Raw genomic sequence first — 15,402 nt, 5'->3', positions numbered from 1 at the left:
CTCCTGTATCGGCATCTGCTCCCCAAACGCGAGGGAAGATTAACGCCTATGCCATTTTAATGGGCAGAATAAGTTTTAGGTTGAGTATAGCCCTTGATAGCACTAGGAAAACAGGCGCACTCCCCTTATTAGGTTAGTGAATAAGCGCATGCTGATATTTATGCAACACATCAGCCAGATGTTGGACGGGTTGGGTCACATTGGCAGGAGCTTGATAATCAATCAATTTCTGTTGATATTCATTGAGCTGTTGTAGTAGGAGGAAAAAGTAGCCACGCCGTTTTTGCTCATTTTTCGCAGTAATCACTCGATCCGCCGTATAACGAATCTGTTTATGAAAAGCGCTCAATTCGTCATTAACCGGAATATTGGCACTATTTAAGCGCTGGTGAGCAATGATTAATAATAAAGCCAGACGGTATTTGGCGAGATCGCCGGGGAACATCATTAACAGTTGATTGAGTTGTTGATATAACGCGGGCAAATGATTATCACTGAGCTGGGCTTTATTGGGGGTCAGAGCAGCAACAGCACGGTAAACAAAGCGATTTAATAATGTCCGCCCCGTTCGCGCCTTAGCGTTATCCCGAATCAGTAGCAAGACGATCAAGGAAACGAAACAACCAACGATCTGGCCAAGAGCACTATCCAGGAACTGGCTAACATTAAATTCCATTGGATTACTCAATACCAGAATATTGATGGTTCCGGCTAGCGTACCCAACGAGCCAAGCCGCCGTTTTTGCACTTCCACTCCGATAATAAAGGCCAGTAAACCCAAACTGATACAAAGCAGCAGTAGACTCTGCTGTGTCGATGGCAGGATAAACATAAAATACAGCGCGCCAATCGGTAACGCCATTAACATGCCAATCAGGAAATCTATTGCCACCATGCGTGGATTTGGCGTACGCATAGCCAGCGATGTCACCACCGCAATCATCACCATACAGCTCGCACCAGATGTCCAGCCAGTCCACAGCCAGAACAAACCGCCGATAGCCGTAGCAATACCGGTACGCAGGCCATTGATCATCGCATGGTGCCCTTCAGCAGAAGTGTTTTTTACCTCTGGTTGCGTGATTAGCAGCGGTTCTTCAACACTATTGATGCTGCCATTGGTATGGATGCCTTTCAGCAATAATAAATAGTGGGTTGCAGCACCCACCCAACTGCTGATGGTCAGCGGTATGGCACTACTGTGGCTACCACCGAGGTGTTGGCGCAAAATTTTCATCTGTCGGTGAATATCGCCGCAGCGATTGCCCGGTACACTGAGCAACGTCTTTAGCTCATCCGTTAGCAAATCAGGCTGGTTAATCTGAAGCAGATAGGTTTCGCAAGCTTGAGTAATCATGGCTAACGATTGGACGTGTAATGCCTGCAAGCGGCGATCGCAACGCTGCCAGTGAGACGATTCCATCATCAGATAGCTGCGCATCCCTTTCAGAGCCGTGGTGTTTTTCACCAAATCATTCCAGGCACGATCGATTTCTTCTTTTTCTGCCGAACAAACACATAATTGAAGCAGGTGATATTGATCCACCAGCAGTTTATCTACCAGACGATCGATGTCCTGTTTAATCGATCGAGGTGAAAAAAACAGATCCGCCATCACCGCGCAGACGATCCCCAGTACGATCTCACTACAGCGTTCGACTGCAAACTGCGGCGTCAACAATGGGGCTTTACCGATAGTGACAATGATAATCAAGGCGGTGTAGCCCGCCAGACCGAATGCGTAAGAGTTTTCGACTTTAACCAGAGAAGAAATCCAGGTGCAAACACCAGCCCAAATACAACACAACATCAGCGTTAATACCGGCGCTCTTATGGTCAGCACAATGATAATCAGGCCACCAATACAACCGATAAATGTCCCGATAATCCGTAACCAGCCCCGACGGCGAATCGCTCCAGAAAAAGGCTCACCACCAGCGGCAAAAGCTGGACCCGCGGCCACAATGGCTGCTGTCATCACTGACCAACGCGGCGTTTCCAACTGAAAATGGAAACCGAGGAACAGTGCCGCAATAATGGCAAAACTCAGCTTGAACGCAAAACGGTAGCGGATAAATCTCTGGCTAGTGAACATCATTTCCCTTAACCAAACTCACGCAGGCGATGCATGAGTTGGATCAGTGCAGAAGCATGGCTAGGTTGGCGATCCTTCGGCCCAGTAATCACCACAGTCGCGGTTGTACCCGCCGGATAGGGATGCTGTTGTTCTTCTGCATCCAAACGCACTTTTACCGGTACTCGCTGTGCTAGACGCACCCATTCCAGATTATTGTCGATGGTGGCTAACCCTTTGCTATCAGCGCGGCTACTGTTGTTGGTCACACCTGCGGATATGCTGTCCACAGTCCCATGCAAAATGCGGTTGCTACCGAGCGGTGTGATCTCGACGCGATCGCCTTGACCTACGCCTTCAAGTTTGGTTTCTTCCAGATAGGCGAGGATATAGAAAGTGTTTTTCTTCACCAATGCCACAACCGTTGAGCCACGATTAATAAACTCACCGGTATGAATATTCAGGTTGGTCACCCAACCTTGCGCAGGGGCACGAACCGTGGTTCTTTGTAGATCCAGCTTCGCCAACTCGCGGGCAGCAATCGCTTTTGCCAATTGGTGCCTGACGGTTTGTAGCACATTGGTAGACTGCTCAATTTCTTCCTGAGATAACGCCTGTACGCCCAAGCGCAACCGTCGACCCGATTCCCGCTGTTTCTCCGTTGTCAGCGTTTGGTAATACGCCACATCAGCTTCCGCACCCGCCAGCGCCTGTTCATAGCGCGGTCGGTCAATCACAAACAGCACCTGACCTTTTTGTACCAATTGGTTATCAACCACCGGCACTTCGGTGATCAAGCCACTGACATCCGGTGCAATAGCCACTACGTCAGCGGTAAATTTGGCGTCACGGGTCCACGGTGATTCGGTATAAAATACCCAGACTTTAAAAATGGCTATAATAGCCAGCAGTACCACCATCAGAGTGATACCGATTCGAATTATTTTTGTCAGAAATGTACTCACGGTAACCTTAGGAAAATAAACGGGAAGTTAAATAAAATAGGCAACAGTACAACGCCGTATTAAATAACGCCGGATGCCAAACAAATTCATAAATGCCCGTCGGTTGCAGCAGACGACGCACAATAAAAAATAAAACCAAAGAAATCAGCAGTTCAAGAAAAACCGGCGGAAAAGACAGGCCAAAAATTACCATCACCGGAAGCAAACTCATTCTATTTTCCTTATCGTTTTAGGGGATCGGTTGGTTGACCCTCCCGCTGGATTCTTGCCCTCTGGTGAAAAGTCTCACCCACGAGATCGCGACATCAACCTGAAACCTCATCAGGTGCCTGAAGGGCTAAGCTTGTCTGTAGATGGTGTGAGAGTGACTGAGGCGGAGCAGATGAACACCAAAGGTTTATGGATCCCGACGCTTATATTAGCCTGCTTATTATCAACTGATCTACAATCCGTGATCTAAATCACTTTTAAGCCAAAGTTAACAATTCATCCAGAGTGAACAATGGAACGATTAAAACGAATGTCAGTATTTGCCAAAGTGGTCGCGTGCGGATCTTTTACCGCAGCTGCACGGCAGCTCGGTATTAGCGTTTCCTCAATCAGCCAGACGGTATCCAAACTGGAGAATGAGTTACAGGTCAAGCTATTGAACCGCAGCACGCGTAGCATTGGTCTGACCGAGGCTGGCCGGATTTATTATCAGGGTTGTCGTCGTATGTTGCAGGAGGTACAGGAGGTTCATGAACAACTCTATGCCTTTAATAATACGCCAACTGGCACATTACGCATTGGCTGCTCCTCCACCATGGCGCAAAACGTATTAGCGACCATGACTGCCGAGATGCTGAAAGCCTATCCGGGGTTATCGGTCAATCTGGTCACCGGTATTCCCGCACCGGATCTGATCGCCGATGGCCTGGATGTGGTTATTCGCGTTGGTACCCTGCAAGATTCCGGGCTGTTCTGTCGTCGACTCGGCTCAATGCCGATGGTGGTCTGTGCAGCAAAAAGCTATCTGGCGCAACACGGCACACCGGAGAAACCCTCAGATATGGTCAATTTTTCTTGGTTGGAGTACAGCCTGCGAGCCGATAGCAGCTTCGAATTAACCGCGCCTGAAGGTATTTCAACCCAAATTTCGCCGCGGGGCCGCTTTGTCACCAATGATGCACAAACCATGATCCACTGGCTTAAAGCCGGTGCTGGCATTGCTTACGCACCGTTAATGTGGGTGATTAATGAAATTAAGTGTGGCGATATAGAGGTGTTGTTTAGTCACTATCATTCAGAGCCTCGGCCAGTTTATGCCCTGTATACAGAAAAGGATAAAATGCCGTTGAAAGTGCAGGTGTGCATTGATTATTTGACGGAATACTTCAAAAGGATGGCCGAAATATATCAGGGTTACCGCTAATGACAATGGCCTTCCCACCGATGGGGAAGGCCAGTAACGGTTAAGCCGTGCCACCCACCGTCAGATTATCCAATTTCAAAGTAGGTTGACCCACCCCCACAGGCAGGCTTTGCCCTTCTTTGCCGCAGACGCCGACACCTTTATCCAGTGCCAGGTCGTTGCCTACCATTGAGATTTGCTGCATCGCTTCAATACCCGAACCAATCAGAGTGGCTCCTTTCACCGCATTGGTAATGCGACCGTTCTCGATCAGATAAGCTTCTGAAGTAGAAAATACGAATTTACCGGAGGTGATATCCACCTGACCACCGCCAAAGTTTGGTGCATATAGGCCGTATTCCACGCTGGCGATAATGTCTTCCGGCGTCGATTTCCCCGCCAGCATATAAGTGTTGGTCATCCGTGGCATCGGCAGATGTGCATAAGACTCACGGCGACCATTACCCGTTGGCGCAACCCCCATTAGACGAGCATTGAGCTTATCTTGCATATAGCCTTTCAGAATACCATTTTCGATCAATACGTTGTATTGCCCCGGCACGCCTTCGTCATCAATAGCCAGTGAACCTCTACGCCCCTGAATCGTACCGTCATCCACCACAGTACACAGCTCAGAAGCCACCAACTGACCCATTTGACCACTGAATACCGAGCTACCACGACGGTTAAAATCGCCTTCCAGACCGTGGCCTACCGCTTCGTGCAACAATACGCCCGGCCAACCGGCACCGAGAACCACAGGCATGGCACCTGCTGGTGCGGCAACGGCAAACAGATTCACCAACGCCATACGCACAGCTTCTTTGGCATACGCATCGGCACGCACATCACCACCAACCTGCTCAAGGAAATAGTCATAGCCAAAACGGCCACCGCCGCCGCTGGCACCACGCTCACGCTTGCCATTGTCCTCCACTAATACACTAACCGATAGTCGTACCAACGGACGCACGTCCGCAGCTAATGTACCGTCGGTTGCCGCGACCAAGATCAGTTCGTAAACACCCGTTAGGCTGGCGCTAACTTCCTGTACCCGCGCATCTGCCGCTCTGGCCACTTTATCGACCCGATGCAACAGCGCAATTTTTTCTTCTCGCGGCAAGCTTTGTAATGGGTCGAGCAACGGATACAGCGAGCGATGGGATACTTCACCCAGCGTATGGACTCTGCCATTGCCAGTCTCGCGCACAATGCTGCGAGCGGCCTGCGCACTCTGCTGCAAAGCATTCAGAGTGATTTGATCTGCATAGGCAAAGCCGGTTTTTTCACCGCTAACCGCCCGGACACCGACACCTTGATCGATATTGTAAGAACCATCTTTAATGATGCTGTCTTCCAATACCCATGCCTCGTGATAGCTGGACTGAAAATACAGATCCGCATAATCAAGACGGCGTTCAGCCAACTGACCCAGTACCGAGAAAAGGTCCTGTTGGGTCAATTTGTTAGCAGCGAGTAACTGCTCACTGACAAACGTGAGGCTCATATTTTTTTCACTCTTTATTGGATGAAACTTCATTGAATGGCGGCACCAGACTTGGCTGGAAGCGATTATGCTGCATCACCGGCATCTGCTTACGTATTTTTTGCAGGCCATTGATATCGACCCTCACTTTCAGAGCCGATACGTTATCTGGATTCTCGCCCAAGATTTTGCCCCAGGCATCAACGGCCATTGAATGGCCCCAGGTACGACGAGTCAGACCGTGGCTACCGACTTGTGCCGGGGCCAGTATCATACACTGGTTCTCAATGGCTCGCGCCCGCAGCAACACTTCCCAGTGGGCTTCACCGGTGACTCGGGTAAATGCTGCCGGAACAGAAATAATTTCAGCGCCTTGAGCGCGTAACGCCTGGAATAAACCAGGGAAGCGCAAGTCGTAACAGAGAGTCATGCCCAACCGCCCAACCGGTGTATCCACTACGGTCAGATGCTCTCCCGGTTGGTAGGTATCAGATTCGCGGTAATGGCCGTGGCTATCGTTTATATCCACGTCAAACATATGGATTTTATCGTAGCGAGCCTGTAATTCGCCTTTATCATCAAACAACAGGCTGCTGGTGGTGATTCGATCGGGTGATTCACGGCTGATCATCGGCATCGAGCCGACCAACAACCAGATGCCGTAACGACGCGCCATGTCACGGATGGACTGCTGTAACGGGCCATCGTTGTGACGTTCGGCCTGTTTACGATAGGCATCCGGATTGGAAAATAACAACGCATTTTCTGGTGTCATCACCAATTTAATGCCTGAATTCAACTGCTTAATCTGTTGCTCTATTTGAGCCAGGTTAGACCGGGTTTGCTCACCGCTACAAAGCTGTAAAAGTGCAACATTGGCATTTTTCATGGTGCCTTATTCTCCTTTAGCTGGCGTAACACCTCATGGATTTCCGGCTGATCCAGACTACCGGTTATCTGATAGCGAATCAGCGATATTTTACTCCACAACGGCCCAAGCACTTTGGTTGCCGCAAAGACCGCCGCCCCGATAACCGGGTTAATGACAAATGCGGCTGCCACCCCGACGGTGGCAGAGATATCTGGCGTAATCACCGCTTCCATATCAATCTGACGCTTCACCAAATCGATATGGCCATTCATGGCAATATCTGCTGCCAGACCATCAATCAATAAATCATCAGTATGAATCACACCCGATATGACTTTCGCCGTACCGCGAATAGAATCAAAGGCAAAATCACGACTAAAGGTATCGCTGAAATCCAATTGTAGCTTGCGTAGCAGCGCATCAAAGCTGACCAACCGCAATAGTTGCCCAGCACGCCCACCGCCCAGATTGACCATCGCGCCTTGACTAAATTTAGCCCCCAACGTGCCAGTCAACGTTTGAATCTGCGGTTGCCACGGCACGCCTTGCCATGTCAGTGCGGCGTTAGCGTCAAAAGAGGCATCTTTCAGCGGAGTAATAATGCCAAAGAATGACAAAGTGCGATCAATCTTGCTGCCGGATACTTTTGCCGTCAGCGACGTTGTATTGTCATCACCGTTTTTCCGCCATGTACCGTTAACCGCCATGCGCGCCCCGCTAACTTCAATCAAGCCATTGGTCAGGCTCAGAATATCGCCACTGTGGGCAATATCCGCCGTGACCTTGCCGATATTTTGTCCCAATACCCAACAATCCTGGCAGCGAAGCTGCAATGCCGGCCAATCGCGGAAGGAGATATCATTAGCAAGGGGAGAATCTTGTAACGCGGCCTTTGCCAGCGGTTGATCCGCATCCTGCACCGTCCACTGCGGGTTGTAGTAAAGGTAGTTAATATCAGCACGCCAGGCAGCGTTGTTGGCGATTCGCAGCTTACCGTCCACTTCGCGTCCTTTGGCGCTCACATCGGTACTGCGCAATTGTGGTTCAATCTTTAATGTCAGATCATGCCAGGCTTGCCCGGCAAACAGCAGCTCTGGCGTTTGCAGTTCAATACGTTCCGGTAAAGTGAATGAGGTCGAGCTAACGGCCTTTTTACCCAAACCGGATGACGAAGCCAGCGGTGAAACAGAAGCCAAAGCCGGGCCGACTAGTGCCAGCCAACGTTCGCCATCAAGACGCGGTAAACTGACAATCAGCCCGTTCTGCGCCGGTAATGCCGGAATTTTTTTGCTGGCGGTTTGCCAGATCGCTTTACTCAGTTCTACTTTCTGGTCTTTCAACAACCATTGGCTATTGAAATGATTCATGCCAGCCGCAGAACCTGAGAGCGTAAAACCATCCAGATCTCCTGTCGCTCGAATGCTGACCGGCAAAGATTGACCACTTTGAGTGTCTAATGGCGGAGGTAAGTGACTACTTACTTCTTTTAACTCAGCATTCACATCGACCTGATAATTTGGCATGCCATTTTTCGGCAACTGCACCGCAACCTTACCTTGCCAATCAAAATTACCCGCCAGCAATTTAGTGATATCGGCCGGAATCATAGAGAAACGGGCTGGAGCCCAGTCACCACGCAGGTTAACACCGACCAGAAAATTGTCTTTTTGCTCTTCAGTTGTGAAGTTCACCGATAACGGCTGACCAAACCAACTTGCCGACAGGAGATCACTGACCAGATTACCATCGCTAAAGCGGAACTTACCGCTGACGTTTTCCAACTGACTTTGCAGCGGCTTGATCAACAGACTGTTGTTATTCAGCGTCACTTCACCGGTAGCATGGGTAATATTGCCTTCAACCAAAGGGATATCCAGATGTAAGCGCCCACTTACTCCCCCGCCTACCTGCAACTCATCCAGCGCACTACCGACCGTGTCATACAGTGGCGTGTCCATAAAATAGCGATGCACATCCGCGCCGCTGCCAGCCACCTGTGCATCAACAAATAGCCGCTCTTTTAAATAATCAGGAATATTGGCGCTGATATGAGTGCCGGTAACATTGCCCAACATCGCCCGAGGCGCATTCATCCACAGCCCCTCATTGAGGAAGTTCAGATCAATAGCCAAGTGCTCCAGAGCAGGCCAGTCTGGCTGGAATAGGAAAGTCGCATCACGCAATGGAACAAATACCTGGAACTGTCCTTCGTTATGGGTATAAGGGAAATGATGCGGATTGCCGTTGTACACCAACGTAGCGTTATCCACTGTTCCGCCCTGAATCGCCTCAGTCAGGTACTTAACCAAAGCTTCCCCCATCAGCGGTTGCGGGAAGTAACGCCAGGCATCAGCAGCGTCATACAGCCGAATACCGGCCAGAATATTCAGCCACGGTTGCCCTTTATCCGGCTGTTGATAACGGAAACTGCCGTTAGCCCACAAAGATTTGGCTTTGACATCCAGCGTATCGCTCCACAATTCCCAGCCTTGATCGTTGATACGCCAATCAATAGCACCTTGTGCGCGGCTAACTTCCAACGGCGCACCAAACATATCGCCATAAGGCAGCGTGCTGTTATTCAGATTTAGCGTCAAACGCCCCTGTTCAACAGAGCCACTCAGTGCGCCAGCAAAATTATTCACTCCCGGTAGCAGTTGCCAATGCTGCCAGCCAACGTCCTGCCATTTAGCCTGGAAGCGGGTCAATTTCGGCTGTTTAAGAGGAATATCCAACGCCAACGTATTTAAGCGGCCATGCGGGTTCAAATCGCCCCAGCGCGCCAATAAATTCGGCGTGAACAGCGAGATGGTCGGCAATAATGGGCCAATACGCTCCAACTGGATATCAGTGGCACGAATACGTAATTCTTCCGATTGATCCGGCCCGAGAAGTAGGTTGTTTTCTGGTAACCACAATGCCGATAACATGCCCTTAGGCCAAGGCTCACCGTCGGTCGTCAGGTTTAGCTGCGGCGCGTCAATTTGCCAGCCATTGCCCTGTCGATGCACATCAACTACCAGATGATCAACGGCTAATTGATGTGGCTGGTTCGCGTGAGTCCAGGCGGCCTGCCCCTGTTTGAGTAGTAGATTACCGCGATAAATATCGCCACTTTTAATAGTGAGCCAGGCAGCTAAACTGAATTCGGCGCTGTCCAAACCGGTATTGTTATGTACCCACTGGCTGATCCAAGGCTTCACGTCAATATTATCGGCCTGCATATAGACCGTACCGTTATTCAGAATACCCTGATCGTCCTGCAAATCTACCCGAACCTGCACCACACCGTGCTGTCCATTGATGGTCGATAAACTGATTTGCCCTTCGGCACGGTGACGATTACGCGAGTTCAGCCAGGTTAATTGGGGAATTTCCAGCTCAGCGCGGGAACCAGAAGGCGTCAGGAAAGAAATGCGGCTGCTACGCAGATCGAAATGATCGAGCTGACGTAGAAAGATATCGGTGAATCGGCTGGACTCAAAGTGACTGCTGTCATCACTTGGTCGAATTAGAGGACGATCCCAATCCAGTTGTAACTGATAGAAAGTCATATCGCGCAGTTGCCAGCGCCCATGCAACAACGATTGCCAGATATCCAATGCCAAGGTAATCCGCTGCACTTGCCATTTGGCATCCGGCAGTTGAGCGTGAATATCCCGCACTTCCAGCGTCGGGCCGAAGGTTTCCCAACTTCCCTGAATAAAACCAATTTCCAGCGGAATGCCGCTGATGGCCTGAATTTTAGCCTGTAGTTGCGGACGATAATTATTGAGTTGAGGCAGCATTAAGCGAAGCCCACTCACCAACAATGCCACCACAACAATCATTGTGGCGCCTGTCGCTAACAAAATCCTGGGCAGTCGCCTCACTCATCTCTCCTTGATTCCCGCCACACTGAGCGCAGCGGAAACGTATTACATCATCACCACGTCAAACTGCTCTTGGCTGTAGAGCGGCTCGATTTGAACTTTGACCTGTTTGCCGACAAAGATTTCCACTTCAGCCAGCGCATGAGATTCCTCGCTTTTTAAGGCTTCACCCACGGATGGGGAGGCATAGACCAGGAATCGGTCAGAGTCATAAGCATGGTGAACCCGCACAATTTCACGTAGAATCTCATAACATACTGTTTCTACTGACTTTACTGTGCCGCGACCATGGCAAGTAGGGCAATCGTTACAGAGCACATGCTCGATACTTTCACGAGTACGCTTACGGGTCATCTCGACTAATCCTAGTTGAGAGAAACCGTTAATACTGGTTTTTACCCGATCTTTACTGAGTGCCTGCTCTAGAGAGTGTAATACACGGCGTCGATGCTCTTCATTACTCATATCAATAAAGTCGATAATTATAATGCCGCCGAGGTTACGCATACGCAATTGGCGAGCAATAGCCTGAGTCGCTTCAATATTAGTATTGAAAATGGTTTCATCAAGATTGCGATGGCCGACAAATGCGCCGGTGTTGATGTCGATGGTAGTCATGGCTTCGGTTTGATCGATAATCAGATAGCCACCTGATTTCAATTCAACCTTGCGCTCCAGTGAGCGCTGAATTTCGTTTTCTACGTCATACAGATCGAAAATAGGCTGCTTGCCAGAGTAGTGCTCCAGCTTATTGGTCATTTCCGGAATATATTCTTTGGTGAACTCGACCAACTGTTCATAAGTCAGGCGGGAGTCAACGCGGATGCGATCCAGTGCAGCTCCGGCAAAATCGCGCAAAATACGCTGCGCCAACGCCATTTCACCGTACAGTTTACACTTGGTTTTATCGCGTTTTTTACGCAACTGTACTTTAGCCCACAGACGCTTAAGAAAAGCAGCGTCTGCCGATAATTCTTCTGCGCCAATCCCTTCCGCAGCAGTACGGATAATGAAACCACCCTGCTCATCGCAATAGCTCGCCACGGTATTTTTTAACCGCTCACGTTCCGCTTCGCTTTCAATTCGCTGAGATACGCCAACATGCGCAGCTCCGGGCATCAGCACCAGATAGCGGGAAGGTAGCGTGATATCGGTGGTCAAACGGGCACCCTTGGTACCCAGCGGATCTTTAACCACCTGAACCATAAGATCCTGCCCCTGGCGCACCAGTTCGGCTATATCACGAACATTGAAATTCTTTTGTTCGTCCCCGGCGACACATTCGGTGTGGGGCATAATATCGGAGGCGTGAAGAAAGGCCGCCTTATCCAGACCAATATCGACAAAAGCCGCCTGCATTCCCGGCAATACCCGGCTAACGCGTCCTTTATAAATATTGCCGACAATACCTCTTTTGGCTTCACGCTCGATGTGAATCTCTTGCAGGATGCCACCGTCGATGTAGGCAACCCGCGTTTCAGACGGTGTTATATTGACCAGTAATTCAGCTGTCATGTATTCCTCTCACATCACGTAGCGCGAAAAAATGACTCAGTAGTTCATGGGTTTCTACCAACGGCAGACCGACTACGGCATGATAACTTCCGTTAATCGTCCTGACGAAACACCCCCCCTTGCCCTGAATACCGTAAGCGCCCGCTTTGTCCATCGGTTCACCGGTAGCAATATAGTCACTGATTTCTTGTTGGGATAACACGCGGAATGTCACATCTGTCACAACCATAGTGCATAACAGGTTCTGTTTGTCTGCGAATGCAACCGCTGTCATCACCTGATGCTGCCGTCCGGATAATGCACTCAGCATTTGTGCTGCATGTGCTTCATCCTGCGGTTTTTCCAAAACCTCTCCGTTAAGCACCACAATGGTATCGGCACCTAGCACCGGTAAATCCCGACCGGCAACCGCTACACCAGCCCGTGCCTTATCTTCCGCCAAACGCCGAACGTAGGCCTCCACAGCTTCTCCCTGATTACGCTGCTCCTCGACATTCGTCCGTAAAATTTCAAACGGTAGATCGAGTAACGCAAGTAATTCACGCCGACGAGGGGAGCCAGAGGCCAGATAAAGGGCTGTCATTGAAAAAATCCTTATTGCACTGCGAACTTACGGCGAATTTTACGCATTAATAGGAATAGCCACGGCCACAAAATACCGTTGACAAAACTTCCCCAGAAAACTTCAGGCCGGAACGAGACATTAATGACTAAAAATTCTGACCAGAACACCACCACGTCCATGGTCAGCGATAACAGCATGACAATTAATGCCTGCTGCCACAGCGCCATATTGCGGAACAACTGGAATTTAAAGGCCACAAGGTAAGCAATGAGACTTAATGCCAACGCACGCACGCCGAGGGTAGAACCTAAAATCAGATCCAGAATCAGACCGAGAATAAAACCGCTGCCCACATTGACCCGATGAGGTAACGCCATCACCCAGTAGATCAGTATCAAGGTCACCCATGACGGGCGGAACATATAGATCTCTTTCGGCCACGGCATCACTTGCAGCACCATCGCAATCAGAAATGATAGCCAGATAACCCAGCGCCCATGACTACTATAGCGATTCATGGTGTTACTCCGGCTTGCGGTGCTGGCGCAGGTATCACTGCTGGAGTCAGATTAGCTGGCGCTGGCGGCCCGACCATATCACTGGCACTCGGCAATACCTGAGGCATCATCTGCATCAGACGCTCATTAGCAACTCGTTGCACTTCATTCGGTGGCAACGGCAAAACACCATTGCGATCCGCTCCCCACAACAACAGCAGATAACGTAGACGCTGTAATTCCGCCATTGGCCGAGCCTGAATAACGGTATAGGCGCGCTGATTATCAACTTTGACCGAAGAAACCACCGCAACCGGATAACCTTCCGGGAATCGACCACCCAAACCTGACGTGACCAATACATCACCAACACGAATGTCGGTATTGCTTGGCAAATGTTCGAGCAATAAGTCATCTGTACAGCCGCTACCGGCAGCAATCACCCGGATATCATTGCGCAAAACCTGGATCGGCAAAGCATGGGACGCATCGCATATCAGCAATACACGGCTGGTAAATTTGCTGACTGCAACCACTTGTCCGACTACGCCTTTATCACTGATTACCGGCTGGCCTTCGTATACGCCATTGTCGGTGCCTTTATCGATCACAACTTGATCGCTATAAGGATCGGTGCCGCTAGATATGACCTGCGTCACCATTTTTTGTTCGTCCTGGCGCAGCGGAGAACCCAGCAGTTCGCGTAAACGCGAGTTTTCCTGCTTAAACTGGCCAAGCAATTGCAAATCCGTATTTTTAAGCAGCAGTTCCTGACGTAACGCGCGATTTTCCAGCTCAAGCTGTTGGCGTGTAGCAAGGGTTTCAGAAATACCGTCTAAAACTTTACGTGGCCCATTGGCCAGAAAATAGAAAGGGCTGACTGCGGTGTCCATATAGGTACGAATTTTAACAAACGTACCAAGCCGGCTATCGGCTATAACCAGCGCTATGGCTGCAAGAACGGCAAAGAAAAGTCGTAGTTGCAGGGATGGACCCCGGCTAAAAATCGGCTTCATAAATTATGCGTATTCCTCGACAACAAAAAGGAGGCACTAAATCTGATGAGGCAATACTTTCATCTGATCCAGCCCTCCTTTTGTGGCTGACTATTATTCTTCGCTGAACAAATCGCCGCCATGCATGTCGATCATTTCCAACGCTTTACCACCACCGCGAGCTACACAGGTCAGCGGATCTTCTGCAACCACAACCGGAATGCCTGTTTCTTCCATCAACAAACGATCCAGATTACGCAGCAATGCGCCGCCGCCGGTTAACACCATGCCGCGTTCGGAGATATCGGAGGCCAATTCTGGTGGACACTGTTCCAGGGCAACCATCACCGCGCTAACGATACCGGTCAGTGGCTCCTGCAAAGCTTCCAGAATTTCATTGGAGTTCAGAGTAAAGCCCCGTGGCACACCTTCAGCCAGATTACGTCCACGAACTTCGATTTCCAACACTTCATCACCCGGATAAGCCGAGCCAATGCTGTGTTTGATACGTTCAGCCGTTGCTTCACCGATCAATGAACCATAGTTACGACGCACATAATTAATGATCGCTTCATCAAAGCGGTCACCACCAATGCGAACAGAAGAAGAGTAAACCACACCATTCAGTGAGATCACCGCCACTTCCGTGGTTCCGCCACCGATATCCACAACCATAGAACCCGTTGCTTCGGAAACAGGCAGACCCGCACCAATTGCAGCGGCCATCGGCTCTTCAATCAGGAAGACTTCACGAGCACCAGCACCCTGAGCGGATTCGCGAATTGCACGACGTTCAACCTGAGTAGCACCGACTGGCACACACACCAATACACGCGGACTTGGGCGCATAAAGCTGTTGCTATGAACCTGCTTGATAAAGTGCTGAAGCATTTTCTCAGTCACGAAGAAATCGGCGATAACGCCGTCTTTCATCGGACGGATCGCGGCGATATTACCAGGGGTACGCCCCAGCATCTGTTTGGCATCATGACCCACAGCTGCAACACTTTTGGGGGAACCGGCACGATCCTGGCGAATAGCAACCACCGAGGGTTCATTCAGTACGATGCCTTGTCCTTTTACATAAATCAGGGTATTGGCGGTACCCAAGTCGATGGACAAGTCGTTGGAAAACATGCCACGAAATTTCTTAAACATAACGAAAGGAT

The 15,402-nt window shown here is 50.0% G+C and carries 12 protein-coding genes; 1 reads left to right on the top strand and 11 read right to left on the bottom strand.

The annotated features are described in order from the left end of the window. Nucleotides 1–133: 133 nt before the first annotated feature. From aaeB to aaeX, 3 genes are read right to left on the bottom strand one after another with little or no spacing between them, the layout of a single operon-like run. Nucleotides 134–2,095: a p-hydroxybenzoic acid efflux pump subunit AaeB gene (gene aaeB / locus DJ39_RS03565; protein ID WP_004719338.1), complete on the bottom strand. Its 1,962-nt coding sequence runs from the start codon at nucleotides 2,093–2,095 to the stop codon at nucleotides 134–136. Nucleotides 2,096–2,103: 8 nt separating this feature from the next. Beyond that, complete coding sequence (aaeA, locus tag DJ39_RS03560; RefSeq protein WP_004719341.1) at nucleotides 2,104–3,039, bottom strand: p-hydroxybenzoic acid efflux pump subunit AaeA; 936 nt, start codon at nucleotides 3,037–3,039, stop codon at nucleotides 2,104–2,106. 7 nt (nucleotides 3,040–3,046) lie between these two features. Next, complete coding sequence (gene aaeX, locus DJ39_RS03555; RefSeq protein ID WP_004719342.1) at nucleotides 3,047–3,250, bottom strand: p-hydroxybenzoic acid efflux pump operon protein AaeX; 204 nt, start codon at nucleotides 3,248–3,250, stop codon at nucleotides 3,047–3,049. A gap of 291 nt (nucleotides 3,251–3,541) precedes the next feature. On the opposite strand from aaeX, the gene aaeR reads away from it, so the two are divergent. Beyond that, on the top strand, nucleotides 3,542–4,453 hold the full coding sequence (gene aaeR / locus DJ39_RS03550; RefSeq protein ID WP_004719344.1) for an HTH-type transcriptional activator AaeR: 912 nt from the start codon (nucleotides 3,542–3,544) through the stop codon (nucleotides 4,451–4,453). Nucleotides 4,454–4,493: 40 nt separating this feature from the next. Here aaeR and tldD read toward each other — a convergent pair whose 3' ends face one another. The 8 genes from tldD to mreB all read right to left on the bottom strand — a co-directional run bounded on the left by tldD (nucleotide 4,494) and on the right by mreB (nucleotide 15,391). Further along, entirely contained in the window at nucleotides 4,494–5,939 is a 1,446-nt protein-coding gene (gene tldD / locus DJ39_RS03545) for a metalloprotease TldD (protein WP_004719346.1), read from the bottom strand. Nucleotides 5,940–5,946: 7 nt separating this feature from the next. After that, nucleotides 5,947–6,807 (bottom strand): deaminated glutathione amidase, encoded by an 861-nt coding sequence (gene nit1, locus DJ39_RS03540; protein WP_038241212.1) that lies wholly within the window; start codon nucleotides 6,805–6,807, stop codon nucleotides 5,947–5,949. After that, a complete protein-coding gene (gene yhdP, locus DJ39_RS03535; protein WP_038251144.1) occupies nucleotides 6,804–10,661 on the bottom strand; it encodes an AsmA2 domain-containing protein YhdP in 3,858 nt (1,285 codons plus the stop codon). Before yhdP ends, nit1 begins: the two co-directional genes overlap by 4 nt. A gap of 45 nt (nucleotides 10,662–10,706) precedes the next feature. Continuing rightward, nucleotides 10,707–12,176 (bottom strand): ribonuclease G, encoded by a 1,470-nt coding sequence (gene rng, locus DJ39_RS03530; RefSeq protein ID WP_038241216.1) that lies wholly within the window; start codon nucleotides 12,174–12,176, stop codon nucleotides 10,707–10,709. After that, nucleotides 12,166–12,759: a Maf family protein gene (locus tag DJ39_RS03525; RefSeq protein ID WP_004719353.1), complete on the bottom strand. Its 594-nt coding sequence runs from the start codon at nucleotides 12,757–12,759 to the stop codon at nucleotides 12,166–12,168. The genes rng and DJ39_RS03525 overlap by 11 nt, the downstream gene beginning before the upstream one ends. Nucleotides 12,760–12,770: 11 nt before the next feature. After that, nucleotides 12,771–13,259, bottom strand: a complete 489-nt coding sequence (gene mreD / locus DJ39_RS03520; RefSeq protein ID WP_038241218.1) for a rod shape-determining protein MreD — start codon at nucleotides 13,257–13,259, stop codon at nucleotides 12,771–12,773. Continuing rightward, a complete protein-coding gene (gene mreC / locus DJ39_RS03515) occupies nucleotides 13,256–14,254 on the bottom strand; it encodes a rod shape-determining protein MreC (protein WP_038241220.1) in 999 nt (332 codons plus the stop codon). Before mreC ends, mreD begins: the two co-directional genes overlap by 4 nt. A 93-nt stretch (nucleotides 14,255–14,347) precedes the next feature. Continuing rightward, nucleotides 14,348–15,391 (bottom strand): rod shape-determining protein MreB, encoded by a 1,044-nt coding sequence (gene mreB / locus DJ39_RS03510; protein ID WP_002228205.1) that lies wholly within the window; start codon nucleotides 15,389–15,391, stop codon nucleotides 14,348–14,350. Nucleotides 15,392–15,402: the final 11 nt, after the last annotated feature.

It is taken from the genome of Yersinia ruckeri ATCC 29473 (assembly GCF_000754815.1).
GTDB lineage: Bacteria > Pseudomonadota > Gammaproteobacteria > Enterobacterales > Enterobacteriaceae > Yersinia > Yersinia ruckeri.
Note: the sequence above shows the minus strand (reverse complement) of the source record. Positions and strands in the feature narration are given on the sequence as shown.

What these genes read in the sequence shown, in the direction of transcription:
- aaeB (WP_004719338.1), bottom strand. Translation starts at nt 2,095, where the DNA reads ATGTTCACTAGCCAGAGATTTATCCGCTACCGTTTTGCGTTCAAGCTG.
- aaeX (WP_004719342.1), bottom strand. Translation starts at nt 3,250, where the DNA reads ATGAGTTTGCTTCCGGTGATGGTAATTTTTGGCCTGTCTTTTCCGCCG.
- aaeR (WP_004719344.1), top strand. Translation starts at nt 3,542, where the DNA reads ATGGAACGATTAAAACGAATGTCAGTATTTGCCAAAGTGGTCGCGTGC.
- tldD (WP_004719346.1), bottom strand. Translation starts at nt 5,939, where the DNA reads ATGAGCCTCACGTTTGTCAGTGAGCAGTTACTCGCTGCTAACAAATTG.
- nit1 (WP_038241212.1), bottom strand. Translation starts at nt 6,807, where the DNA reads ATGAAAAATGCCAATGTTGCACTTTTACAGCTTTGTAGCGGTGAGCAA.
- rng (WP_038241216.1), bottom strand. Translation starts at nt 12,176, where the DNA reads ATGACAGCTGAATTACTGGTCAATATAACACCGTCTGAAACGCGGGTT.
- DJ39_RS03525 (WP_004719353.1), bottom strand. Translation starts at nt 12,759, where the DNA reads ATGACAGCCCTTTATCTGGCCTCTGGCTCCCCTCGTCGGCGTGAATTA.
- mreD (WP_038241218.1), bottom strand. Translation starts at nt 13,259, where the DNA reads ATGAATCGCTATAGTAGTCATGGGCGCTGGGTTATCTGGCTATCATTT.
- mreC (WP_038241220.1), bottom strand. Translation starts at nt 14,254, where the DNA reads ATGAAGCCGATTTTTAGCCGGGGTCCATCCCTGCAACTACGACTTTTC.
- mreB (WP_002228205.1), bottom strand. Translation starts at nt 15,391, where the DNA reads ATGTTTAAGAAATTTCGTGGCATGTTTTCCAACGACTTGTCCATCGAC.